The sequence below is a fragment of the Gordonia terrae genome (assembly GCF_051789125.1).
In the GTDB taxonomy this organism is placed as follows: domain Bacteria; phylum Actinomycetota; class Actinomycetes; order Mycobacteriales; family Mycobacteriaceae; genus Gordonia; species Gordonia terrae_A.
Window position 1 is genome coordinate 493,856 of sequence record NZ_CP196526.1, and the last position, 22,925, is coordinate 516,780.

At 67.0% G+C, this 22,925-nt stretch carries 20 protein-coding genes, 1 tRNA gene and 1 other RNA gene; 13 read left to right on the top strand and 9 right to left on the bottom strand.

Annotated features, from left to right (window positions below; genetic code table 11):
• Both ACSUZC_RS02200 and ACSUZC_RS02205 read left to right on the top strand, forming a co-directional pair.
• Entirely contained in the window at nucleotides 1-1,056 is a 1,056-nt protein-coding gene (locus ACSUZC_RS02200) for a phosphotransferase family protein (protein ID WP_439031310.1), read from the top strand.
• 43 nt (nucleotides 1,057-1,099) lie between these two features.
• Nucleotides 1,100-2,125 carry a hypothetical protein gene (locus tag ACSUZC_RS02205; protein ID WP_439031311.1) on the top strand — a complete coding sequence of 342 codons (1,026 nt, stop codon included), beginning with the start codon at nucleotides 1,100-1,102 and terminating at the stop codon, nucleotides 2,123-2,125.
• Between the two features lie 99 nt (nucleotides 2,126-2,224).
• Here the strand turns inward: ACSUZC_RS02205 and ACSUZC_RS02210 are convergent, their stop codons facing one another.
• The 3 genes from ACSUZC_RS02210 to ACSUZC_RS02220 are packed head-to-tail and all read right to left on the bottom strand — an operon-like array spanning nucleotide 2,225 to nucleotide 5,102.
• Nucleotides 2,225-3,127 carry an SDR family oxidoreductase gene (locus tag ACSUZC_RS02210; protein ID WP_439031312.1) on the bottom strand — a complete coding sequence of 301 codons (903 nt, stop codon included), beginning with the start codon at nucleotides 3,125-3,127 and terminating at the stop codon, nucleotides 2,225-2,227.
• A gap of 43 nt (nucleotides 3,128-3,170) precedes the next feature.
• Nucleotides 3,171-4,307 carry an acyl-CoA dehydrogenase family protein gene (locus ACSUZC_RS02215; protein WP_439031313.1) on the bottom strand — a complete coding sequence of 379 codons (1,137 nt, stop codon included), beginning with the start codon at nucleotides 4,305-4,307 and terminating at the stop codon, nucleotides 3,171-3,173.
• Complete coding sequence (locus tag ACSUZC_RS02220) at nucleotides 4,308-5,102, bottom strand: enoyl-CoA hydratase-related protein (RefSeq protein ID WP_439031314.1); 795 nt, start codon at nucleotides 5,100-5,102, stop codon at nucleotides 4,308-4,310.
• A gap of 231 nt (nucleotides 5,103-5,333) precedes the next feature.
• Between ACSUZC_RS02220 and ACSUZC_RS02225 the strand changes: the two genes are divergently transcribed.
• The 3 genes from ACSUZC_RS02225 (at nucleotide 5,334) to ACSUZC_RS02235 (ending at nucleotide 8,383) form a co-directional block, all read left to right on the top strand.
• Complete coding sequence (locus tag ACSUZC_RS02225) at nucleotides 5,334-6,626, top strand: MFS transporter (protein WP_439031315.1); 1,293 nt, start codon at nucleotides 5,334-5,336, stop codon at nucleotides 6,624-6,626.
• Complete coding sequence (locus tag ACSUZC_RS02230; protein WP_439031316.1) at nucleotides 6,613-6,843, top strand: hypothetical protein; 231 nt, start codon at nucleotides 6,613-6,615, stop codon at nucleotides 6,841-6,843. The genes ACSUZC_RS02225 and ACSUZC_RS02230 overlap by 14 nt, the downstream gene beginning before the upstream one ends.
• Before the next feature lie 166 nt (nucleotides 6,844-7,009).
• Nucleotides 7,010-8,383, top strand: a complete 1,374-nt coding sequence (locus ACSUZC_RS02235; RefSeq protein WP_439031317.1) for a PLP-dependent aminotransferase family protein — start codon at nucleotides 7,010-7,012, stop codon at nucleotides 8,381-8,383.
• A gap of 9 nt (nucleotides 8,384-8,392) precedes the next feature.
• Here the strand turns inward: ACSUZC_RS02235 and ACSUZC_RS02240 are convergent, their stop codons facing one another.
• The 4 genes from ACSUZC_RS02240 to ACSUZC_RS02255 are packed head-to-tail and all read right to left on the bottom strand — an operon-like array spanning nucleotide 8,393 to nucleotide 12,358.
• The gene (locus ACSUZC_RS02240) at nucleotides 8,393-8,935 is read right to left on the bottom strand and encodes a hypothetical protein (RefSeq protein WP_439031318.1); all 543 of its coding nucleotides are present in this window, start codon (nucleotides 8,933-8,935) and stop codon (nucleotides 8,393-8,395) included.
• 2 nt (nucleotides 8,936-8,937) lie between these two features.
• Nucleotides 8,938-10,143: a phosphotransferase family protein gene (locus tag ACSUZC_RS02245; protein ID WP_439031319.1), complete on the bottom strand. Its 1,206-nt coding sequence runs from the start codon at nucleotides 10,141-10,143 to the stop codon at nucleotides 8,938-8,940.
• Nucleotides 10,144-10,190: 47 nt separating this feature from the next.
• Nucleotides 10,191-11,207 (bottom strand): DUF7064 domain-containing protein, encoded by a 1,017-nt coding sequence (locus ACSUZC_RS02250; protein WP_439031320.1) that lies wholly within the window; start codon nucleotides 11,205-11,207, stop codon nucleotides 10,191-10,193.
• A gap of 44 nt (nucleotides 11,208-11,251) precedes the next feature.
• Entirely contained in the window at nucleotides 11,252-12,358 is a 1,107-nt protein-coding gene (locus ACSUZC_RS02255; protein WP_439031321.1) for an NAD(P)-dependent alcohol dehydrogenase, read from the bottom strand.
• A gap of 390 nt (nucleotides 12,359-12,748) precedes the next feature.
• Here ACSUZC_RS02255 and ACSUZC_RS02260 point away from each other — a divergent pair, with 390 nt between their 5' ends.
• Together ACSUZC_RS02260 and ACSUZC_RS02265 are read left to right on the top strand one after the other, a co-directional pair.
• Entirely contained in the window at nucleotides 12,749-14,185 is a 1,437-nt protein-coding gene (locus ACSUZC_RS02260) for a hemolysin family protein (protein WP_439031322.1), read from the top strand.
• Complete coding sequence (locus tag ACSUZC_RS02265) at nucleotides 14,178-15,191, top strand: hemolysin family protein (protein WP_439031323.1); 1,014 nt, start codon at nucleotides 14,178-14,180, stop codon at nucleotides 15,189-15,191. Before ACSUZC_RS02260 ends, ACSUZC_RS02265 begins: the two co-directional genes overlap by 8 nt.
• Nucleotides 15,192-15,375: 184 nt before the next feature.
• Here ACSUZC_RS02265 and gluQRS read toward each other — a convergent pair whose 3' ends face one another.
• Nucleotides 15,376-16,287 (bottom strand): tRNA glutamyl-Q(34) synthetase GluQRS, encoded by a 912-nt coding sequence (gene gluQRS / locus ACSUZC_RS02270; RefSeq protein ID WP_439031324.1) that lies wholly within the window; start codon nucleotides 16,285-16,287, stop codon nucleotides 15,376-15,378.
• Between the two features lie 141 nt (nucleotides 16,288-16,428).
• Here gluQRS and ACSUZC_RS02275 point away from each other — a divergent pair, with 141 nt between their 5' ends.
• Both ACSUZC_RS02275 and ACSUZC_RS02280 read left to right on the top strand, forming a co-directional pair.
• Nucleotides 16,429-17,481: an ATP-dependent DNA ligase gene (locus ACSUZC_RS02275; RefSeq protein WP_439033239.1), complete on the top strand. Its 1,053-nt coding sequence runs from the start codon at nucleotides 16,429-16,431 to the stop codon at nucleotides 17,479-17,481.
• A gap of 3 nt (nucleotides 17,482-17,484) precedes the next feature.
• Nucleotides 17,485-18,570: a DNA polymerase domain-containing protein gene (locus ACSUZC_RS02280; protein ID WP_439031325.1), complete on the top strand. Its 1,086-nt coding sequence runs from the start codon at nucleotides 17,485-17,487 to the stop codon at nucleotides 18,568-18,570.
• A 78-nt stretch (nucleotides 18,571-18,648) separates the two neighbouring features.
• Here the strand turns inward: ACSUZC_RS02280 and ACSUZC_RS02285 are convergent, their stop codons facing one another.
• Nucleotides 18,649-19,497 (bottom strand): NmrA/HSCARG family protein, encoded by an 849-nt coding sequence (locus tag ACSUZC_RS02285; protein ID WP_439031326.1) that lies wholly within the window; start codon nucleotides 19,495-19,497, stop codon nucleotides 18,649-18,651.
• 79 nt (nucleotides 19,498-19,576) lie between these two features.
• Between ACSUZC_RS02285 and ACSUZC_RS02290 the strand changes: the two genes are divergently transcribed.
• From ACSUZC_RS02290 to ACSUZC_RS02305, 4 genes are all read left to right on the top strand, one after another.
• Nucleotides 19,577-19,665 (top strand) — tRNA-Ser (locus ACSUZC_RS02290).
• A gap of 130 nt (nucleotides 19,666-19,795) precedes the next feature.
• Nucleotides 19,796-19,890: signal recognition particle sRNA small type (ffs, locus tag ACSUZC_RS02295), an RNA gene on the top strand.
• Nucleotides 19,891-19,960: 70 nt separating this feature from the next.
• Nucleotides 19,961-21,235 carry an aminotransferase class I/II-fold pyridoxal phosphate-dependent enzyme gene (locus tag ACSUZC_RS02300; protein ID WP_439031327.1) on the top strand — a complete coding sequence of 425 codons (1,275 nt, stop codon included), beginning with the start codon at nucleotides 19,961-19,963 and terminating at the stop codon, nucleotides 21,233-21,235.
• Between the two features lie 135 nt (nucleotides 21,236-21,370).
• Nucleotides 21,371-22,888 carry a glycosyltransferase 87 family protein gene (locus tag ACSUZC_RS02305; RefSeq protein ID WP_439031328.1) on the top strand — a complete coding sequence of 506 codons (1,518 nt, stop codon included), beginning with the start codon at nucleotides 21,371-21,373 and terminating at the stop codon, nucleotides 22,886-22,888.
• The last annotated feature ends 37 nt before the right edge of the window (nucleotides 22,889-22,925 follow it).

The window sequence follows — 22,925 nt, forward strand, 5'->3', positions numbered from 1 at the left end:
ATGGCCTGGGACTGGGACACCGAGACCCTGAGCGCCCTGCGAGAGTTCCTGGAGTCGCGTGGCGTGCTGTCGGGTCCGATCACGGCCACCCCGATCGGGGACGGTCATTCGAATCTGACCTTCCTCGTGAGCAACGGTTCCGACAGCGTCGTCGTGCGTCGGCCGCCGCCGCCGCCGACCCCGCCGGGTGCGAACGACATGATGCGCGAGGCGACTCTGCTCACCGCGCTGCACCCGACGGCCGTGCCGGTTCCGGAAGTGCTCGCGGTGGCCCGCGAGGGAGAGGTGCTCGACGTCCCCTTCTACGTGATGGGTTTCGCCGCCGGTCACGTCGTCACCACCACGACTCCGGCGCCGCTCGACAACCCCGGCGACCGGCGATCGATAGGCTACGGCCTGGTCGACACCCTGGCGGATCTCCACGAGGTGGACTGGCGTGCCGCCGGTCTCGAGAAAATGGGCCGCCCTGAGGGATTCAACGCTCGGCACCTCCAACGGATGCGCCGGCTGATCGCAGACGGCGACGGGAACGCACCCGCCGACTTCGCGGACGTCGATGCGTGGTTGCGCTCGAACACGCCGGCGGAGTCGGGAGCCGCGTTGATCCACTGCGACTTCCGCATCGGAAACGTCGTGCTCGCACCGCAGGCGCCGGGTCGGATCGCGGCGGTCCTCGACTGGGAGCTCGCCACGATCGGTGACCCCCTGCTCGATCTCGGGTACCTCCTCGCGACGGTCCCGGCTCCGGGATCGCCGCGAAATCCCACGGCAGAGCTGAGCGCGGCGCTGCTCGAGGACGGTTATCCGTCGAAACACGAACTGGCACGGCGTTATCAGGAACGAACGGGACGCGACGTCGAGAACCTGGCCTGGTACACGGCGTTCGCGTTGTGGAAGCTGGCGGTGCTCTACGAGTACAGCCGCCGCCGCGTCGTCGACGGAATCGGCGACCCGTACTACGAGGATCCCGCACTCGTTCAGAGTTTTCTCGCGGACGCGCGCCGCGCGGCGGGGTTGCCGGCGAACTCCGGTCCCGCGATGACCACGCACCGATGACGGCGGCGTCAGCGACTTCCGACCATGACAGCTAGGAGCCCAGATGGCGAAGCAAGGCGGTACGACGACATTTCACGACCGACTGGTCGACCCGGAGACGCAGGACCTCCCGAAGGGCTTCTTCGACCGGTTGATGTTCAACATGCACCCCACCGACGACCTGTCGCCGTCGGTGATCATGGGTTTCGGGATGTACCCGCCGGCCGGGACCGTCGACGGGTTCGTCGTCGTGACCGGCCCCGATGAGCAACGCAATCTCCGATACTCCAGCCTTCTCGAGGCGACCGGCGGCGACGGTGCCGGACCGTTCCGGTTCGAGGTGGTCGAGCCCAATGAGGTGTGGCGCCTGCGGCTCGGCCCGAATCCGATCGGTGCCGAGTTCGACGTGACCTGGCGATCACGCACCCCAGCGTGGTTCGGCGAGGTCGCGGTGGAGAATACGACGGCCGCCCGCACGTCTTTCGACCACCTCTTCCAGTCCGGGCGGTATGAGGGAAGCCTTCGGATCGATGACCGCGAGTACGACGTCGACGGCTGGTACGGGCAGCGCGACCGGTCCCGAGGGGTCCGGACGATGTCGGGCGGACAGGGCCTGCACATCTGGTACCAGGCCCAGTTCCCCAGCCACTCCATCGGTTTCCTGCTCGTCGAAACCCGGGCGCATGAACGACTGCTGCTCGAGGGTGCGGTGATGCACGAGGACGGGCGAGTCGACCCGATCGTCGACGTCCGTCACGCGTTGGTGTTCGACGACGAGCAGGATCTCGTCGAGGGCGATGTGGCGGTCACGACGGCGGCGGGGGAGCGGTACCGGGTGCATGCCGACGCACGCGCCGGCGGAGGCTTCATGGCGGGTGCGGGATACGGCGGCCACCACGGGGAGTCGCACGGCGTCGATCATGTCGAGTCCGACCGGTATCCGCTCGACGGGTCGGTGTCCCCGCGCACGCTGGACTCGGCCCTCACCGACCGTCTGTGCGCCTTCGAGATCGACGGCGTGCGCGGCTCGGGCATCTTCGAGTTCGCACTGACCCGCAGCCGCAAGTACGAATACCGTCCGTCGCTGTAGGGCATCCGCCGGCCGGTCCGGTCGACACCACCGGGTACACAGACGAGAAGGGGCGCACCCTCCCGGATGCGCCCCTTCTCTCGTGTCCGACCCCGCGGGTCACACGCTGCGTTGGGCCTTGCTGGACTCGGATGCTGCTTTGCTGCTCTCCTTGATCTGCTGCCAGTCCGAATCGCTCAGACTCGTCAGTCCCGCGAAAGTGCCCGGTCCGGCCAGCATCTGGCCGCCGTCCATCGCGATGGTCTGCCCGGTCAGGTAGTCGCAGGCGTCTGAAAGGAGGAACATCGTGAGGTTCGCGAGCTCGTCGATCGTTCCCGTACGTCCGGCGGGGATCTGATCGGCCTGAGTGGCGCCGACAGAACTCTTGTCGGTGGGATTGAGCATCTCCCACGCATAGTCGGTCGGAATCGGCCCGGGGGCGAGTGCGTTCAGCCGGATACCGTACTTGGCCCATTCGACGGCCAGCGACATCGTCATCGAGTGGACCGCCGCCTTGGCCATAGCCGAGGGGACCACGAATGCCGAGCCCGTCCACACCCAGGTGGTCAGGGTGGAGAGCACGCTACCCGGCAGTCCGTCGGCGATCCAGCGCTTCCCGGCAGCGTGCGTCGTGTGGAACGAGCCGTTCATGACGGTGCTCGTGATGGCCGAGAAAGCGCGCGGGCTCAGGTCTTTGGTCTGCGCGATGAAGTTCGCGGCGGCGTTGTTCACCACACCGGTCAACGGCCCGTGATCGTTCCAGATGCGGTCCATCGTCTGGTCGACGTTGTCGTAGTCGCGAACGTCGACCGTGTGGAAGTGAGCATTGCCGGGACGGGATACGGATGCCTCCTCCGCGGCTCCGGCGAGGACGGCTTCGCGCCGTCCCCACAGGTGCACCTCGGCGCCGTGGTCGATGAGATGCCGCGCAACCCCACGGCCCAGACCCGTGCCGCCGCCGGTGATCAGAATTCTCTTGCCGGACAGAAGGTCCGGCGAGAATGTCGTCGTCTTCTCGGTCATCGTATTTCCTCACTGTTGCGTGGTCGGGTGCGCGCCGGGCCTGTCACAGGCCGACCGCCTTGGCGATGATCTCGCGCTGTATCTCGTTGGTACCGCCGTAGATCGGGGGTGCCAGCGCCCGGCGCACCTGGCCTTCCATCCCGTACTCGCGGGCGTAGCCGGCGCCACCCATCATCTGCATGGCCTCGAGGGTGGCGTTCTTGGCGACCTCGGTGCAGCGCATCTTGGCCATTGCACTCTCCCGCGCGAGGTCGTCTTCGAGGCCGGCGTCGATCTTCGCCGCCACGTCGTAGACGAAGACGCGGGCCATCTCGACGTCGGTGGCCAGGTCGGCGATCCGGTGCCGCAGCGCCTGGAACGACGCGATCGACGTGCCAAACTGCTCACGGTTGCCGGTGTAGGCGATCAGGTCGTCCAGCGCACGTTGCGCTGCACCCACACTCATCGCCGCGATGATGAGGCGTTCGACGCTGAGGCCTCGCATCAGTTGTCTCCACCCGTCCCGCGGCGTCCCGACGACTGCGGACGAGGGGACCTTCACGTCGGTGAAGAAGACGTCGTTGCAGGTGTGGGCTTCCATGGTCTCGATCCCGCGGATCGTGAGCCCGTCCGAGGTGGTGGGCACCATCAACAGCGTCATACCCTGATGTCTGGTACCCGAAGTGTCTTCGCGTGCGAGCACCAGGATGTGCTCGGCGACATGTGCGGCCGAGATCCAGGTCTTCTGGCCGTTGAGGACATAGCTGTCGCCGTCCCTGCGGGCGCTCAGACGGATGCCTGCGAGGTCGGAACCGGCGCCGGGTTCGCTGAGAGCTATCGCCTCGAGCCGGCCGGCGGCAAGGTTGCTGACCACGGTCTTCTTCTGGGATCCACTGCCCCAGCGCAGGTATGTCTGTGCCGCCGTCAGACCGGTGGAGTACCCGGTGATCGGCGCGAGGCCACGGCTGGACTCCTCGAGGAAGACACATTCGTCGACGAAACCGGCTCCACCCCCGCCGAATTCCTCGGGGAGGGAGACCCCGAGCCAGCCGTTTCGAGCCATCGTCTCGAGGACTCCCGGGCTGTTCGAGAGCGTGCCCCCGTCGGTCACCGCGTCTCGTTGCGCGACAGTTGCGAGTTCGCGACGGCAGTAGTCCCGCACTGCCGCCGCGAACTCGCGCTGCTCCGGAGAGAGCAGCACTCACTTGCCCCGGTAAGGCGAGAAGTCGGGCTTGCGCTTCTCGTTGAACGCGGTGATACCTTCCTGTGCCTCGGGGGTCTCGCCGAAGATCTCGAGGGTGGAGTAGGCCATGGTGCCGATGCTGACGAAGTGCTCGGTGTCGGTGTTCATCGACTGCTTGAGCACCTTGAGTGCGGTGGGGGAGAAGTCGAGCATCTGGTCTGCCCAGGCGCGGACCTCGTTGCGCAGCTCGGCGGCCGGCACGACCCGGTTCACCAGACCCCAGTCCAGTGCCTCCTCGGCCGACAGGCGCCGGAGCATGAACCAGATCTCGCGGGCTCGCTTCTCACCGACGACGCGGGCGAGGTAGCCCGAGCCGAGGCCGGCGTCGAAGGAGCCGACGCGGGGACCGTTCTGTCCGAATTGGGCCGTGTCGGCGGCGATGGTGAGATCGCACAGCACGTGCAGGACGTGCCCGCCGCCGATCGCGAGCCCGTTCACCGCGGCGATGACGGGTTTCGGTGCGTCGCGGATGACACGATGCAGCGCTTCCACCTCGAACAGTCCGCTGGCCGACGGTCCGTAGTCACCGGTCTCCATCCGCTGCTTCTGGTCGCCTCCGGCGCAGAAAGCCTTGTCGCCGGCACCAGTGAGCGCGATGACACCGACTTCGCTACTGGCCCAAGCCTTCTTGAAGGCGAGGACGAGCTCGTCGACCGTCTGTGCGCGGAAGGCGTTGTATCGCTCGGGCCGGTTGATCGTGATCCATGCCAACCCGTTGTCGACTTCGTAGGTGATGTCGCTGAACTCGGCCATCAGACTTCGGTGTCCTTTCGTGTGGTGGGCATCCGCCCAACGTTGTGGTCATTAGGACTGACCATTTGCAGATCACACTAACGCTTGTGCGGCAGTGGGGCAATAGAGGGCGGAGGTTGGTGGATCGCACCGCAGTCTGGTCCGATATTTACATTTGGACAGTCCATATGTTACCCATGGTGTGACTCGCCACACATCGGGCGAGGGCGGGTGAGAGAGAGGGAAGAGTCGATGACAGCGACCGCAGGCGCGACCGGGGCATCAGGACGCCAGCTCATCCGGTGGTGGTACGCCGCCACCGGATTCGTGACACTCCTGTTCGGCAGCAGCACGGTCAACGTGCTGTTCAACGTGCTGGGCAAGGAGATCGCCGACGACTTCGGGTGGAACCGCAGCGTCATCACCAACGGCTTCTCGGTGGAGACGATCCTGACGGGCATCAGCATCGTCGTCCTGGGTATTCTGGTCGACCGCCACGGCCCGCGGATTCCCGCGATCCCGATGACACTCGGTTTCGGTATCGGGTTGATGCTGATGGCCGCTCTGCCCAACAGTCAGGTGGTCTTCTATCTGCTGTGCATACTGATCGGTGCCTGTGCCGGTGCACTCAACCCGGTCGCCCACGCCACGGTCGTCAGTGCGTGGTTCGCCGACCGACGGGGACTCGCCCTCGGCCTGCTGATGGCCGGCATGGGCGCATGCGGAGTGCTCATCCCGTACCTCGCGAACTGGGTGCTCGGCATGGTCGGGTGGCGTGGCACGTTCCTCGTCGTCGGCGCGTTGTGCACCGTGATTCCCACCGCCGTATACGTGTTCGTCACCCGCATGCCCGCGTCGTACGACGCGGAACGGGAGCAAGCGCGCGCGAGCGGGCAGGAGGCCGGCGAACCGCTCCTCTCGATCGCGCGGCGATACCGCCAGTTCTGGCTCCTGAGCGCAGCGATCTTCCTGGTCTCCACGGCAACATTCGGTCTGATGTCACAGGTCGTGCCCATGACGACCGACAAGGGAGTCGACCAATCACTCGCCGTCGCGGTGCTCTCGGTCCTGAGCCTCTCGTCGGTCTTCGCCCGACTGGTCGTCGGCTACCTGCTCGATCGCGCGTTCGCACCGTTCATCGGGGCGGTCCTCTTCGCCCTGTGTGCCGTCGGCGTAGTCCTCCTCATCTCCTCCACCGGCGCCCCGTTGCTCTTCGCCGGAGCGGTGCTCGTGGGGCTCGCGCTCGGTGCCGAGGGTGACATGGCGGCATACATGACGAGCCGATACTTCCCGAAGCACTCCTACGGTCGCGTTCTCGGCTTCGTGTACTTCCTCTTCGCCATGGGATCGGCGGCGGGCGTCTTCCTCCTCGGGCAGATCTACGGGCTCACCGGCTCCTACAGTGCCGGCGTCGTACCGATCGTCATCATGGTTGCGTTGGCGATCGCTTGCCTGCTCGGCATGGGTTCTTACCGGTACTCGTTGCATCACGAGGTGATCGACGAGACGGCCCGCAAGGAGGACGCCGCCGATGTCACGGCATGAGTGTTTCCGGCCGGGATCACAGTCGCCCGCGACGGTGCTGACCCAGTCGCCCGCGACGGTACCGACCCAGTCGCCGGCCATGGTGACGAGCAGCGTTCGTCCGGCACTCGGCGCCTGTCGGACGGTGTGCGGTGTCATCGTGACCCCGCTGGTGTTCCTGCTGGCGGTCGTCGTTCTGGTCGTCGTCGCGCTCGTGGGGCTTCTGCTGCGACCGTGACCGATAGATGAATCACGGTCAGCCGCAAGCGTCCACGACGTGTTGCCGTTGCCGTGACGTCGGGCCGCGCCACTGACCGCGAAGGGCGAGCAGTGTCCCGGCGGCGCGCCGGGGTCCGCTCGGGCGGACGCCGATCAGGGCGCCCGGGGTGTGGAAGGATCGGGACATGCCTGATCTCGGTTCGCAGCTCTCGGCTCGGGAGCTGTCTGCCGTTCTCGGATCATGGCGGACCAACGACGGCACGCTGAGCATCGGACTCGCCACCGCGATCGCGCATCTCATCGAGTCCGAAGAGGTCATCACCGGGATGCGGCTTCCCGCACAGCGATCCCTCGCCACCGAACTCGGTGTGTCACGCGGGACAGTGACGACGGCCTACGAGATCCTGGCCGGCGGCGGTTATGTCACAGCCGAAGTCGGGCGCGGATCGACGGTGTCGATGAACAGACGCCGCCTTCGGCAGCCGGGCGCGGCGCGTGTGCCCGACGGGGCGCCCCCGGTCACGGCCGATCTCTCGATCCAGTCACTCCCGGCCGATGGATCGCTGACATCTGTGCTGGAGAGCGTCACGCAGAGATCGTTGCGCTCGCATCTCGGGACCGACGGGCACACCGCGTACGGGTTGCCCGAGACGAGGGCGGCAGTCGCCCGTCACCTGACCTCGACCGGTGTGGTCACCAGCCCCGACGAGATCCTGATCACCGCCGGGGCACAGCAGGCGTTGTGGCTCATCGTGTTCGCCATGACGGACGCCGGCAGCAGGATTCTCGTCGAGGAACCGACCTACCGCGGATTGCTCGCGGTGCTCGTCAGCGTCCGCCGGTCATTGCGGATCGACGGTTATCCGGCAGGTTCAGCCGAGCTGACGGTCGGTGCGGGACCCCGCCCCGACGCCGTGTACGTGCAGTCCTCCGTGCACAGTCCGACGGGGCAGGTCAGGACGTCGGAGATGCTGAGCCGGTTCGCATCCGTGGTCAACGCCCACGACCTGTTCGTGATCGACGACCGCAGCGCCGCCGATCTCGTCTACGACCCCGACACCCAGAACGCAGGCCTGAGTGGTCTCGTCGCGCCCGAGCGCCTGGTCACCGTGGGGACGATGTCGAAGCTCGTCTGGGGTGGTCTCCGGGTCGGGTGGATTCGGGGCCACCCGCACACCCTCGCGCGGCTGGCCGATCTCAAACAAACCGTGGACGTGACCACCTCGGTGATCGACCAGTGCGTCGCCGCCGAGCTCCTCGACAATGCGCACTCGGTGATCGACCGTCGACGTGAGTTCCTGATAGCCCACCGGGACAGGACGATCGGTGTGATCGACGAGTCCCGCACGGATTGGGACGTGACCATGCCGAGTGGCGGAAGTGGGTTGTGGATCGATATCCGTTCCGATGCGATCGACTACGCCGTGAAGGCGCAATCCGAAGGAATCAGGATCGCCGACGGACCGTCCTTCTCCGTGTCACACGGATTCAGCACCCACATCCGCCTACCCGTCTGGAACGACACCGACGCCCTCCGGCGTGCACTTCACCTCATCTGAAGGGACCGGTCACGACGCGGACACTCCTTGACCCAGCAGAGTGCGCAGATCGGCGACGGTCGACGGTTCCGGGTCGAAGCCCATCGGCAGCAGCCACGCCCGGTCGAGTTCGAGGCGTTGCAGTGCATGGTCGAGAACCAGCCGTTCGATCGTCGACCGGTCCTGGTCACCCGCTCGGTCGGCGACCTCGAGCATCGAGGTGAGTTCGTCGCCGAGTTCTCTGATCAGCGCCGCGTAGCGTTCGGCGGTCGTCTCCGGATCGGCAACCACCGCGAGCGACTCGTCGTGGATGCGGTGAAGTCGATCCGCCGTCCCCACCTCGTGTGCGACATCGAGATCGGCCAGCCGGCCGATCAGGCCGATGAGGTCGAGTGCCTCGGTGCGACGTCGTTCGCCGATGAGATCGACCCGATCTCGTGCGAATCGGATCGCATCCCACACGAGGTGGGCCTGTTCGACAGCTTGACGCTGGCCCGAGGCCGCGAGTGCCGGTATGACCGCGTCCTCCATGGCCTTTGCCGCCGCGTTCAATGTGATCGTGGTGAAATCCATGGTCAGATGACCTCCCTCAGTTGACGTCCGAGCTGCCCCAGCAGGATCGGAACCGTGCCCTCCAGCCGGGCCAGGAGCACGTCCTGGTGTGACCGGCCCAGCTGCGCGATACGCATCGATGTGGCGAGTGTTTTAACGGTCGAGGAGAAACCGGAATAGATCGAGTACCAGCGCAACCGCTCGCGGTCGACACTCAGACCCGATGCCTGCTCGTATCGTTCGAAGAACTCGTCGCGGGGAATCAAGCCGGAGACCAGGAACTTCTCACCCGATTCGTCATAGTGTCCGAAGAGATCCTGCGAGCAATACGCGAGATCGTAGTGGCGATCGCCGAGATGCGCAGACTCCCAGTCGAGCCATGCGGTCACGGTCTCGGTGCTCTCGTCGAAAAGGAAATTGCCGCTTCGGAAATCGCCGTGGACCACGCTGACCCGGTCGAGCACCGGTAGGTTGCGCGCCAGCCAGTTCGCGGCGAGTTCCATGACGGGCGACGCGTCGAGCTTGTCCAGAGCCCATAGCTGCCGGTCGAAGTTGAGGCGCGACAACGCGCTCTCGGTGGTTCCGACGGTGGGAAGCGTCAGCGCGTCGGACGCCCACGAGGTGGGATCGACGGTGTGAAGTGCCGCGAGGTGGTCGATCAGTTGAGTGCCGAGGGGCGCACGCAGAGCCTTGCCGAAGTTCGTGCCGAGTCCGCTCACCTGACCCGAGGATGCCCGGGTCGGCTTGGTGACACCGTCCACGAAACCGCAGATGAGGCCGGGTTCGGGTAGATGACGGGCGTCGTCGTCGACCCAGAGGACCTCCGGTGTCGGTATGACGCCGCGTACGCCGCGGAGAACGTCGAACTCGCTCGATTTGATGGTGGCGTTGAGGGACTCAGGGGGATCCATCCGCAGGAGAAGTGGCGTGGGCTCCTGGGATTCGTCGGTGACGAGCTCGAAGGCCATCTGGATCTTGGACGCGCCACCGGTCAACCACGAGGGGTTGCGTATCTCGACGTTCGTGCCGGCGCCGACCTGCGAGGTGACGAGGCGTCGAACCGCGTCCACGAGTTCGTCCAGGGTCAGCGGAGTCCACCCCGGGCCCTCACGACGGGCGATCTTTCGGTCGATGGCACGCTGGCCGGCGGGGTCGGTGGGGAACCTGTCGCGAACCGAGGTGACGAATTCGGTCGCCGGTGTGGCGGGTTGGGAGAGGGTCTGGGTCATGGTCTTTCCTGATCGGTGTTCCTGATCGGTCCGGTGCGAGGCGGGAACTAGATGCCGGGACCGAAGGACTCGGCGGTGAGGCTCCCGTGCCGGGAGGTGCGGTCGGCGAGGAATTCGATGCCATATACATCGGCCTGTAATCCGAAGGCGTGCTTGCCGTTCAGTTCGTAATGCATCAACGATTGAAAGGTCGCGTAGGCGGGGCTGAACGTGTACCAGGGGGCGCTGGCGATGGCTGAACCGCGCACCGTGATCGTCCTCCCCGTCTGGTCGGTGACCGTGATCTCGTTCTGGAAGGGACTGAGCCCCTGCTGATGTCCCGTGACCGAGGCCTCGGTGAGGCCGAGAACCTTGTCGCGGTCGTGGATGTATCCGAAACGCAGTGGGCCGTAGACGACCTCGCCACCGACGAGGTCGGCGCCGGTCACCAGATGGATCCCGAGGTCCTCGTCGAACGGGATGTGTATGTAGGAGATGGCGGTGGTGCCCAGCTCGTTGCGCGTTCCCCAGCTGCGGTCCATACCGCCCATGGCGTCGATCTCGTATCGCCTGCCGCGCAGGGTCAGCTCGCCGCGGACGCGTCCGACGAAGTCGAGATGACCGCCCGCCCAGGCATCCCCGAGTCCGAGATCCTCGTGGTCACCGTCGGGTGCGGACAGCAGTGGGTTCTCCGCGGGATCGGTGGCATCCCATGCCGGCATCGCGCCGGTCAGCTGCATGTCGAACGAGCATGTGCCCGCGAGGTTCTCGTATCGGAAGTGGTAGTCGGTGGGCGGTCCGGTCACATCGACCTCCAGGCCGCTCTGCAAAGAGAAATTGAGCATGGAGTCCGGGCAGGGGCAGTGCATCTGCGGATCCGTCATGTCGACGGTGAAGGGGTATCTGTTGATGCCCTGCACCACGTTGATCGACGAGATCGCGGCGCCCACGTTGGGGCGGGCGAGGACATACACGTTCCCGTAGATCTGCTCTTCGGGGATGGCGAACCAGAACCCGATCGTCTCGGTCCAGGTCGTCAGCGACGGGTCAACGGGGTGCAGTTCTGCGTCTTCGGGGCGGATCATGAAAGGCCTTCCTGGCGTCGTGATGGGTGAGTGGTGCGCTCGGATCAGGCGTCGGGAACGAGCACCAGCTTCGTCACCTCGCCGCGCTCCTGTGCCGCGACCGCGTCGTTGATCTGTGAGAACGGATATGTCGTGATCAGCGAGTCGAACGGGAACCGGCCCGCGGCGTGGTGCTCGAGCAGCTCGGGGATGAAGGTCTGCGGGTCGCTGTCGCCCTCGACGATCCCGCGGATGGTGAGACCCCGTTGCATCGCGCCGACGATGTTGACCGGGAGGTCGACGGAGAAGTCGGACGGTACGCCGACGAGGCCGACGGTCGCATTCTGTGCAGCCGCCGCCACCGCCGCGTTGATCACGTCGACCCGTCCGGTGGTGTCGAAGACGTAGTCGACGCCCTCCTCGGCGATCGCGGAGAGCTCGGCGGTCAGATCGGCGCCGACCGGATCGATGACATGTGTCGCGCCGAGCTCGGTGGCGATGTCCCGGCGGGCCGCGAGCGGCTCGACGACGACGATGGTCGAGCACTCCCGGAGTACCGCGCCCATGACGGCGGCGAGACCGACGGGACCACCGCCGAGCACCACCAGTGCGCTACCGGCTGTGCACGCCATCGACCGCATGACGGCTCCGGCTCCGGTCTGGATTCCGCACCCGAGTGGGCCGACCAGCGAGATGTCGAGATCGGTGTCGACCTTGACCGCGTTGCTCTCGCGGACTAGGGCGTGGGACGCGAACGAGCTCTGACCGAAGAAGTGTCCGTGTACGACCGAGTCCCCGTCGGAGATCGTCGACGACCCGTCCGGCCTGCTCCCGATGTAGTTCTCCGCCGTGAACTCGGCGCAATAGGCGGGAAGGCCATTCGAGCAGGGCCGGCACCGGCCGCAACTGCTGAAGGACACGGCGACCTCGTCGCCGGCGGACAGGGACGTGACATCGGAGCCGACCTCGACGACGACGCCGCTGCCCTCGTGCCCGAGGACGAGGGGGTAGGGCAACCCGTACACGCCGTCGCGTGCGGCGATGTCGGTGTGGCAGAGACCCACCCCTCTGATCTCGACCACGACCTCGTCTGCCCGTGGCTGGGCGAGATCGACGTTCGTGAGGGCGAACTCCTCGTTGGGGCCGTGAGCGACGGCGGCGGTGATCTGCACGGTGCACCTTCCTTCATTGGCTGGGCCAATTAAGAGTTGAATCATTCGGTCTGCAAATGGTTGGGCCAAAGGCTACGCCATAGTGGTCTACGACACAATGGGGTGCGGACTGTGAATCGGACGAGGCCACACACCACGCGCTCGAGACGGGGTGCCGCCTCTCGGTGCCGTGCTGTGGAACCCTGGACACATTCGGTACGTTGGGTCGACATACCGGACATTTACGCACACGCCCCGACGCTCGGCACCCGGTATGAACAGTCGAGCACCAGCGAGAGAGACGATGAGACGCGGAAAGCGCCGAAAACGCCGACGACGACACCAGTCGGCCCCCTGTTGTGAATCGATCCACCCGGGTATTCCGCCCGGTGCCGGCCCCGGGCCAGTCACATGCTGACGCTCCTCGGGATCGGACTCGGAATTCTGGTGGTCTTTCTGATCACCGCCCTGACCGGCTACTTCGTGGCCCAGGAATTCGGCTACATGGCGGTCGACCGTTCCCGCCTGAAATCCCGTGCCGAGGCCGGTGACGCCGCCGCGAAACGCGCACTCACCGTCACCCGCCGCACGTCGTTCATGCTCTCCGGCGCTCAGCTGGGCATCACCGTCACCGGTCTGCTCGTCGGTTACGTCGCCGAACCGCTGATCGGTTCCGGCGTCGGCGAACTGCTCGGCGAGGTCGGCATCCCGGTGGGCGTCGGCGTGGCCATCGGCACGATCATCGCGATCCTTTTCTCCACTGTCGTGCAGATGGTGTTCGGCGAGCTGTTCCCGAAGAACCTCGCGATCGCGCGGCCCGAGCCGGTGGCCCTGTGGCTCTCGCGGTCGACCACCATCTACCTGGCGGTCTTCGGCTGGCTGATCTCCCTCTTCGACAAGGCTTCCAACCTGTTACTGAAGGCGTTGCGCATCGAGCCGGTCCACGACGTCGAGCACTCTGCGTCGGTGCGGGACCTCGAACACATAGTCGCGGAGTCCCGGGACGCAGGCGAATTGCCCGACGAGCTGTCGGTGCTGCTCGACCGCGTCCTCGAATTCCCTACGCGGACCGCCGAACACGCGATGATCGCACGTCCCAACACCGACCACGTCGACGCGACGTTGCCGGCCGGTGACGTCCTCGCGCTGATGAGCACCGGACACACCCGCTACCCGGTGCTGGCCGGTGGCGACGACGAGGTGCGCGGTGTGGTCCACCTCCAGGATCTCCTCGAGTGGACCTACGCCCTGAAACAGTCGCCGCCACAAGCTGATCCGTCGGCAACCGCGCTCGACCTGTGTCGTCGCGCGGTCGTGGTGCCCTCGACGCTGCCACTGCCCGAGGTGTTGGAGAACCTCGCCGACGCACACGACGAGATGGCGGTCGTCATCGATGAATACGGCGGTTTCGCCGGCGTCGTCACCGCCGAGGACATCGCGGAGGAACTCGTCGGTGAGATCGACGACGAGCATGACCCCGAGGCGTCGGTGGCGATCGAGGAGACCGCCGACGGATGGCGTGTGCGAGGTGACGCACACGTCGACGAGGTCTCCCGAACCATCGGCTGGGAACTCCCCGAAGGCGACTACGAGACGATGGCCGGCCTGGTGATCGCCGAGTTCGTCGGGCTACCCGAAGTAGGCGACAGCGTGGTCATCCACATCGAACCCGACCCGGCCGACCTGCTCGAGGACGACGAGTCACCACCACGCACGGTGCGCGCGACGGTGCTGGAGGTGGACAAGCGTGTCCCCGCGCTGTTGTCGATGACCGTCGTCGACGACGCCTCGGACATCGGCACCGAGGGCTCGGGCGGCACGACCGGACAGGAGGGCGACCATGGATGACCCGTTGATCGTCGGAGTGGTGACCGTGGCCCTGATCGCGGCGAGTGCGTTCTTCGTCGCGGTCGAGTTCGCGCTGATCGCGGCCCGCAGGCACCGCCTCGAGGACGCGGCCGCCTCCAGTGGCAGCGCCCGCGCCGCGCTCCGCAGCGCCTCGGAACTGTCGGTGCTGCTCGCCGGTTCCCAGCTCGGGATCACGGTGTGCACCCTGGCGCTCGGTTCGGTCACCAAACCGGCTGTGCACCACTGGCTCACACCGCTCTTCGTCGACTGGGGGCTGCCGTACTGGTCGGCCGACGTGGTGGGCTTCGTGCTGGCGCTCATCATCGTCACCTTCCTGCACCTGGTGGTCGGTGAGATGGCACCCAAATCGTGGGCCATCGCACATCCCGAACGGTCGGCGATCATGCTGGCCCTGCCGATGCGTGCCTTCATGTGGGTGACCCGGCCGCTCATCGTGCAGCTCAACCACCTGGCCAACTGGTGCCTCAAGCGCGTCGGCGTCGAGCCGGTGGACCAGGTGGCCACCGGTCAGGACAGCGACGCGCTGCGCCACCTCGTGGAACACTCGGCAACGGTCGGGACCCTGGACGAGCGGTATCACGCGCACCTGACGAGCGCGCTGGAGTTGGAATCGCTGACGGTGCGAGACGTGGTGACCCCCAACGACCACCTCGGCGTCGTGGGTCCGACCGCCGGCACCGACGAGATCCAGACGGCCGGAAGGACATCGGGCCATCTCCGTCTGCTGGTGCGCGACGACGCCACCGGGTCGCCGGTGCGCGGTGTCGTCCATGTGCGGGACAGCCTGAGTGCGCCGCCCGGGACGACGGCCGCCGACCTCATGCGGCCGGTCCTGGTCATCGAGGCGGCCCAGCCGGTGTACGAGGCGCTCACGTCCATGCGGGAGCAGCGCGCCCACCTCGCGCTCGTCACCGACGACGGACGCGCGGTGGGGCTGATCACGATCAACGACGTGCTCCAGCGCCTGCTGTCGACCACGGCGTAGACGGCGGGCGAGCGTGCGTCGCCGACCCTTCGCGGCTCGTCGCTAACGCTCCTCGCACCTCAGGGAGCGGAGGGTGATGTGCCAGTGCTCCTCGCACCTCAGGGAACAGAGGCCCTGTTCCCTGAGGTGCGAGCGAGGCCGCCCCAGTTCCCTGAGGTGCGAGCGGAGCGAGCCACGAAGGGCGCTACGCCCACTCGTCGGCCGTGAGAATCCAGGGTTGCCGCGGCAGCGCTGCCGGATCGAAACGGTCGGCGAGCAGGGAGAGGTCCACCGGCTCGTCCCGACCACCGAGCCCCAGCGAGTGCGCGATCCGCGACAGCACGGTCGACGACGGGACCCCCTCGGTGGCGAGGTCGGCGAGCGTCACGGCGCCGTCCCGCTTGCTGAGGCGGACTCCTGCGGAGTTGAGCACCATCGGAACGTGCGCGTAGATCGGTGGCGGGGTTCCGAGCAGCGTCGCCAGGTAGGCCTGTCGCGGCGCCGAGGACAACAGGTCGTCGCCGCGCACCACCTGATCGATGCCCTGGGCGGCATCGTCGACGACGACGGCCAGGTTGTACGCCGGTGTGCCGTCGTTGCGCTGGATCACGAAGTCGTCGACCACACCGGTGTAGGTGCCGTGTAGCACATCGTTGACCTCGAACTCGGCGACGTCGGCGCGGATACGGATGGCCGGGGGCCGGTGCGCGCGGCGTTCGTCGCGCTGAGCCCCGGTGAGATCGCGGCATGTCCCCGGGTAGGCGCCCTGCGGCGCGTGGGGCGCGGACGGGGCCTCGAGGATCTCGCGTCGGGTGCAGAAGCACTCGAACGTCCGGCCCTGGTCGTGCAATCGGCCGATGATGTCGCGGTAGGTGTTCCGGCGGTCGCTCTGCCGGACCACCGGCGGATCCCAGTCGATGCCGAGCGCGCCCAGATCGGCCAGCTGACGGGCATCGGACCCGGCGACGGCTCGATCCAGATCTTCCATCCGGATGAGGAAGCGACGCCCGGTCGTGCGGGCGAAGAGCCATGCGAGGACCGCGGTGCGGAGATTGCCGACGTGGAGGTCGCCCGACGGGGAGGGCGCGTAGCGGCCCGCGGGTGCGTGTGTCGACATCGCGTCGAGGTTACCGCCCACACCCATGAGAACCGGGGCCGAGCCGGGTCTGTCCTGGGGTCCGGCGCCGCGTGCAGCCGCCGGTGACCCAGCGGCGCGGGGCGTTGCGGTCTCGTCGAGAAGTGAGGAACGATGACGTCCATGGATCTCCCGGTCATGCCGCCCGTCGCGCCGATGCTGGCCAAGGCGGTGACCAGCGTGCCGCCGCAACCCGACGGCTCGCCGGACTGGTCGTACGAGCCGAAGTGGGATGGCTTCCGGGCCCTGATCTTCCGGGACGGCGATGAGGTCTCGATCGGTTCGCGCGGCGGCAAGGACCTGGCCCGGTACTTTCCCGAGATCGTCGCCGCAGCCAAGGATGAGTTGCCGGAGAAGGTGGTCCTCGACGGCGAGCTCGGGGTGCCTGCCCTCATCGGAGACACCCACCGACTGGATTGGGACTCACTGGCGCAACGGATACATCCCGCCGAGTCGCGGGTGAACATGCTCGCCGAGAAGACCCCGGCGATCTTCATCGGCTTCGACGCCCTCGCGCTGGAGTCGACGAGTGTGAAGGACGAACCGTTCGAGGTCCGGCGGGAGGCACTTCTGCGCGCCGTCGGACCGGGCGGTCGCGACCGTCGGATGCACGTCAGCCGGGTCACCGCCGATCCCGCTGTCGCCGAGGACTGGTTCTCGGCCTTCGAGGGGGCGGGACTCGACGGGGTGGTCGCGAAGCGACTTTCCGGTGTCTACGTGGAGAACAAGCGCGAGATGCTGAAGGTCAAGCACAAGCGGACAGCGGACTGCGTGATCTTCGGGTACCGGATTCACAAGTCCGGCACCGGAATCGGATCGATGCTGCTCGGCCTGTACGGCGACGACGGGGAGTTGCGGATGGTCGGGGGAGCGGGGGCGTTCTCCGACGCCAAACGCGTCGAGTTGCAGGAGATGTTCGAGCCGATGCGGCTCGACCCGGAGAAGGCGTCGCCCGGCGAACCGACGCGGTGGCGCTCGGAGAAGTCGGGGGAGTGGATCCCCATCCGGCCCGAGTTGGTCGCCGAGTTCGCCTACGACCAGATGGAGAACCAGCGGTTCCGGCACACCGTGAAGTTCCTGCGGTGGCGCCCCGACCGGGATCCGGAGAGCTGCGGCTACGACCAGCTCGAGGTCCCCCTCACCTACGACCTCCACGACGTACTCGAAGGGCAGTGACCCATGGCAACTCGTTCTCCCGCAGAAGAACTCGACGTCGACGGGGTCGCCGTCCGATTGAGCAACCCGGACAAGATCTACTTCCCCGAGCTCGGTGAGAACGGCGGCCGCAAGCGCGACCTCGTGGGGTACTACCGCACCGTGGCGCTCGGGGTCGGCGACGACAGTGAGGGGCCGTTGATGCGTGCGGCCCGCGACCGGCCGACGTTCCTGCAGCGCTTCCCCGACGGTGTCGAGGGCGAGGAGATCTATCAGAAGCACATCGCGAAGAAGCGTCCCGAGCATGTGCAGTCGACCCCGATCGTGTTCCCCTCCAAGCGAACCGGTGACGCGATCCGGCCGACGGTGCCCGCCGACCTGGTGTGGGGCGCCAACCTGGGGACCGTCACATTTCACACCTGGCCGACGCTGCATCCCGACAACGATCACCCCGACCAGCTCCGCATCGACCTCGATCCGCAGCCCGGCACGACCTTCGACGACGTTCGGCGTGTGGCGATCGAGGGACTGAAACCGTTGCTCGACGAGCTCGGGTTCACCGGTTTCGTCAAGACCTCGGGTGGTCGCGGAGTCCATGTCTACGTGCCCGTCGAACCGCTCTGGGACTTCATCGCGACCCGGCGATGTGTCATCGCCCTCGCCCGCGAACTCGAACGCCGCGATCCCGACGCGGTCACCACCTCGTGGTGGAAAGAGGAACGCGGAGAACGCATCTTCATCGACTACAACCAGAACGCCCGGGACCGGACGATGGCGTCACCGTATTCGGTTCGACGCAGCGCTCGCGGTCGGGTGTCGACGCCGGTGACGTGGGCCGAACTCGCCGACGTCGACCCCGACGACTGCACGATGGCCACGGTCCCGAAGCTCCTCGCCGAACGTGGCGACCCGTGGGCCGACATCGCTGACCACCGCCGGGGCGTCGAGAAGCTCCTCGAGATGGTGCAGGAGGACGACGCGAACGGACTGGGGGACATGCCCTATCCGCCCAGTTACCCCAAGATGCCGGGTGAACCGCCACGCGTGCAGCCGAGCAAGAAGGTCGCCGAGCACTGGGACGAGAAGGGCAACCGCCGATCCGACGGATGAGGGACCGGCGCCATCCGTATGACGTCGAGTCCGGAATCCGGGTGCAACGTCATACGGATCCCCGTCAGGGGCCTCCGGTCAGGAAGGCAGTGCCTCGGCAGCCCAGTTCGCGAAGCTCTGCCACCCGACGTCGGGGAATCGACGATGCAGCGTCGGGATGTCGACCTCGTACCCGCGGCCGCCCAGGAAGGTGAACATCGCACGCATGTCGTCGGACGAGATGCGTTCGGGGTCATAGGATTCGGCCGTGACCGTGGTCCCGAGGACCTCGCTGATGATCCGCGCCATCTCGTTGGGGGTCGGCTGGTCGGATGCCAGGTCGATGCGTTGGCCGATGTGGACATCCGGAGCTGCGAACAGCTCGGCGACCAGTCGGCCGAGGTCGCGTCGGGAGAGCTGCTGCAGCGGTTTGTCCGCGGGCATCGCGATGGGCATGACCCCGGCGGCCAGGGCGTCGGCGCCCCCGAGGAGGTTGTCGAAGAAGTAGGCCGGGCCGACGATCGTGTGCGGGATGTCGGTGGCTGCGAGCATCTTCTCGACCTCGAACTTCGAGTCGAAGTGGGGAACACCGCTCTGCCGGTCGGCCGAGGCCACCGACGAGAACACGAGGTAGGGGATCGACGCCGACGTCGCCGCCTGGATCAGCGCGGTGCCCTGAGCGATCTCCGCCTCGACTCCGGACTCGAACGGCGTCGTGAGCGCGAAGACACCCGCGGAACCGGCGAACGCGTCGGCGAGTCCCACACCACTCACGATGTCCCCGACCGCGAGTTCGACGCCGCGATCGGCGAGACGCGCAGCCTTCGTCGAGACCGCGTCTCGGACCACGGCGCGGACCGGGAAACCGGCGTCGAGCAGCGCATCGAGCACGGCGCCGCCCTGCCCTCCGGTGGCTCCGACAACGACGATGGGAGAGGAATCGGGCATGTCCGCAACCCTAGCGTCCGTCGCTGCGTGACCGAACGGTTTGGGTGTGCGCGCGCCTGGCGGCTATCATCTCGACGTTGGAGGATTCGCCTAGTGGCCTATGGCGCTCGCCTGGAACGCGGGTTGGGTTAACAGCCCTCAGGGGTTCGAATCCCCTATCCTCCGCCACCGAAGGTCCGCAGTGACACCCGCACGCCGGGTGCACGGCGGACCTTCGTCGTTCCCGGTGTCGGCGCCGGCCGGACCGCACTATCGAGGACCCCGGCTGAACCCGCCGGAACCCCTCGCTACACTGGACGACGGATCCCGCGCGGCGTGCATCCTGTGAACTCCCCCAGGGCCGGAAGGCAGCAAGGGTCAACGGGCTCTCTCGGGTGCGCGGGGTCCCCTATATCCGATACACATTTTCTAGGTCTGCGGCGTCGGCCACCCGCACCGGCGTCGAGCCGCGAGAGGGCCCACGTTGAACTTCCACTCGATGAGTGCCGACCAGCTCCGCGACACCCAGGCGGATCTGACCGAGCAGTACGAGTCACTGCGCGCTCTGGGCCTGAAGCTCGACCTCACCCGCGGCAAGCCGGCTCCCGAGCAGCTCGACCTGTCCAACGGCCTGCTGTCCCTTCCGGGCGAGGAGTACCGCGACGGTGCGGGTACGGACACGCGCAACTACGGCGGGCTCAACGGGCTGCCCGAGTTGCGCGGCATCTTCGGTGAACTCCTCGCGGTCGAACCCGACAACCTCATCGCACTGGGCAACTCGAGCCTCGAGATCATGCACGACCTGACGGTGTTCGGGCTGCTGCACGGCACCGCCGACTCCGACGAGCCGTGGGGACGGCAGCCGATCAAGTTCCTGTGCCCCGCCCCGGGCTACGACCGGCATTTCGCGATCACCGAGAGCTTCGGGATCGAGATGATCCCGGTGCCGATGCTGCCGGACGGTCCGGACGTACGGGTTTGTGCCGAACTCGTCGCCAACGACCCGAGCATCAAGGGCATGTGGGCCGTCCCGACCTACTCCAACCCGACCGGCGTCACCTTCTCCGAAGAGGTCACCCGCGGCCTGCTGGAGATGCCCGCGGCCCCCGATTTCCGGATCTACTGGGACAACGCCTACGTGGTGCACACCCTGGTGGAGAATCCGCCCGCCGCGCTGCCGATCCTCGAGATGGCCGCAGCCGCCGGGCACCCCAACCGCGTGTACGTCCTCGGCTCGACGTCGAAGATCACCTTCGCCGGGGCGGGCGTCTCGTTCTTCGGATCGTCGGACGAGAACCTCGCCTGGTTCAGCAAGTACCTGTCGCTCAAGACCATCGGTCCGGACAAGGTCAACCAGCTGCGCCACCTGAAGTTCTTCGGCGACGCCGACGGCGTGCGGGCGCACATGGCCCGGCACCGCGAGATCCTCGCCCCGAAGTTCCGGCTCGTCCTCGACATCCTCGAGGACCGCCTCGCCGAGTCGAAGGTCGCGTCGTGGTCGGAGCCCGAGGGCGGCTACTTCATCAGCCTCGACGTCGTCGACGGTGCGGCGCGACGCACCATCGAGCTGGCCAAAGAGGCCGGCATCGCGCTGACCGGTGCCGGTTCGGCCTTCCCGTACAAGACCGATCCGCACGACCAGAACATCCGTCTGGCCCCGACGTTCCCCGACACCGACGACCTGCGGGCCGCCATGGACGGGGTGTCGACGTGCGTGTTGCTCGCGTCGGCGGAAACGCTGCTCGCGCGGCACAGCTGACCGACCGCACCCACCCGTGCCGGGCCCCGGCGCCCCCCCGACACACCGGGGCGCGCGGGGTCGTGGCGTTAGATTGCTCTCATTCCTCGGCGAGTGCGCTGGTAAGCACGCTCTGATGTGACAGGCTTTGAAATCGTGAATCTGCCCAGGCCGGTTCTTCTCGCAACCGGTTTCGCCGTCGTGGGGGTCATCGCTCTGGCGCTCCAGGACGTCGTCGTACCCTTGGGCGCTCAATTCTGGGGACTTCTCCACAACCAGATCGACCTCGCCGTCTACCAGGCGGGCGCCCGGTCGGTGACCGGTGGCGTCAGCCTCTACGACGTCAAGATGGTCGACGACCTCGACTACACCTACTCGCCGTTCTCGGCGCTGCTGTTCAGTCCGCTGGCATGGCTGTCGTTCGACCTCGCGCGCCCGCTGTGGACCGCGGGCATCGTCGCCGCGCTGTATCTGGTGATCATGCTGAGCTTCCGAAGTCTCGGCCGTCCGGTGACCTGGCCGCTACGCGTGATCGCGATGTCGCTCGTGGCGGTGGCCATGCTGTTCGAGCCGGTGCGCACGACGATCTGGTACGGCCAGATCAACGTGTTCCTGATGCTGGTCATCCTGGCCGACCTGACCCGTCCGGACGGCGGCAGGCGCGGTGGCCGGTTGAAGGGCTTCGGGACCGGGGTCGCGGCCGGGATCAAGCTCACGCCGCTGATCTTCGCCGGCTACTTCGCGGTCCAACGGAAGTGGCGCGCCTTCTTCGGTGTGCTCGCAGGCTTCGCGACGACCATGCTCATCGGGTTCGCCGTCCTGCCGCGGGACTCGTGGTCGTACTGGACGGGCAAACTCTTCGAATCCGACCGCGTCGGATCGGCGCAGTTGCGTGGAAACCAGTCCATCCGCGGGATGCTGGCCAACCACCTCGACACCGACAACCCGCCGACCCTGCTGTGGCTGGCGCTGGTCCTCATCGCGCTCGCGATCGGTTTCGCGGTGGCGACCTACGCGCACCGCAAGGGCCAGGAACTGCTCGCGATCAGCATCGTCGGCATGACGGCCTGCGTGGTGTCGCCGATGTCGTGGGGGCACCACTGGGTCTGGTTCGTGCCGATCCTCGTCATCGGGGTCCACTTGGCCCTCGACACGAGACGTGCCGCGTCGGCGCGGGTGTGGGCCGGCGCGGGCGTGACGGCTCTCGTCCTGCTCGCATTCGTCTGGCCGACTCATGTGCCCGCACTCATCCCCGACGGTTACTACACCGGTCTGTACGTCAAGACCGGCATCCCGTGGCTCAACTGGTTCACCGTCAGCCCCTACCTCTGGGCCTACCTGGGTGTGCTGGCCGCGACCGTCATCGGACTCCGGATGGTCGGCAGCAGGCCCGCGACTCCGACGATCGAACCCGTCATCCCGCCCGGGGTCGCGGCGGCGGTGATCGCCGACGGCGGGCTGCCCACGGGCGACATCGGCGCCGGCGGGTCCGGAGACGAGCACCGGGATCCGGGGCCCGGCGCCGCGGGCCGCGGCGGCGCCGAGTCAGAGGACAGGTCCGGGCGCATCTCCGCGGGCGCTGATCGACTCGCCGAGATGGCCGATGACCTGGTCGGAACCGACGGGGAACCCGTCGGTGAGACACCCGATCAGGGGTCCGCCCGCACAGTGTGAGGCAGGGTCATCGGATGTCGTGCCTCGCCGGTAGTCT

Coding starts and splice junctions, on each gene's coding strand:
- ACSUZC_RS02250 (WP_439031320.1), bottom strand. CDS start 11,207: ATGATCCGCCCCGAAGACGCAGAACTGCACCCCGTTGACCCGTCGCTG.
- ACSUZC_RS02200 (WP_439031310.1), top strand. CDS start 1: ATGGCCTGGGACTGGGACACCGAGACCCTGAGCGCCCTGCGAGAGTTC.
- ACSUZC_RS02225 (WP_439031315.1), top strand. CDS start 5,334: ATGACAGCGACCGCAGGCGCGACCGGGGCATCAGGACGCCAGCTCATC.
- ACSUZC_RS02235 (WP_439031317.1), top strand. CDS start 7,010: ATGCCTGATCTCGGTTCGCAGCTCTCGGCTCGGGAGCTGTCTGCCGTT.
- gluQRS (WP_439031324.1), bottom strand. CDS start 16,287: ATGTCGACACACGCACCCGCGGGCCGCTACGCGCCCTCCCCGTCGGGC.
- ACSUZC_RS02260 (WP_439031322.1), top strand. CDS start 12,749: ATGCTGACGCTCCTCGGGATCGGACTCGGAATTCTGGTGGTCTTTCTG.
- ACSUZC_RS02285 (WP_439031326.1), bottom strand. CDS start 19,497: ATGCCCGATTCCTCTCCCATCGTCGTTGTCGGAGCCACCGGAGGGCAG.
- ACSUZC_RS02280 (WP_439031325.1), top strand. CDS start 17,485: ATGGCAACTCGTTCTCCCGCAGAAGAACTCGACGTCGACGGGGTCGCC.
- ACSUZC_RS02220 (WP_439031314.1), bottom strand. CDS start 5,102: ATGGCCGAGTTCAGCGACATCACCTACGAAGTCGACAACGGGTTGGCA.
- ACSUZC_RS02240 (WP_439031318.1), bottom strand. CDS start 8,935: ATGGATTTCACCACGATCACATTGAACGCGGCGGCAAAGGCCATGGAG.
- ACSUZC_RS02205 (WP_439031311.1), top strand. CDS start 1,100: ATGGCGAAGCAAGGCGGTACGACGACATTTCACGACCGACTGGTCGAC.
- ACSUZC_RS02245 (WP_439031319.1), bottom strand. CDS start 10,143: ATGACCCAGACCCTCTCCCAACCCGCCACACCGGCGACCGAATTCGTC.
- ACSUZC_RS02265 (WP_439031323.1), top strand. CDS start 14,178: ATGGATGACCCGTTGATCGTCGGAGTGGTGACCGTGGCCCTGATCGCG.
- ACSUZC_RS02230 (WP_439031316.1), top strand. CDS start 6,613: ATGTCACGGCATGAGTGTTTCCGGCCGGGATCACAGTCGCCCGCGACG.
- ACSUZC_RS02275 (WP_439033239.1), top strand. CDS start 16,429: ATGGATCTCCCGGTCATGCCGCCCGTCGCGCCGATGCTGGCCAAGGCG.
- ACSUZC_RS02210 (WP_439031312.1), bottom strand. CDS start 3,127: ATGACCGAGAAGACGACGACATTCTCGCCGGACCTTCTGTCCGGCAAG.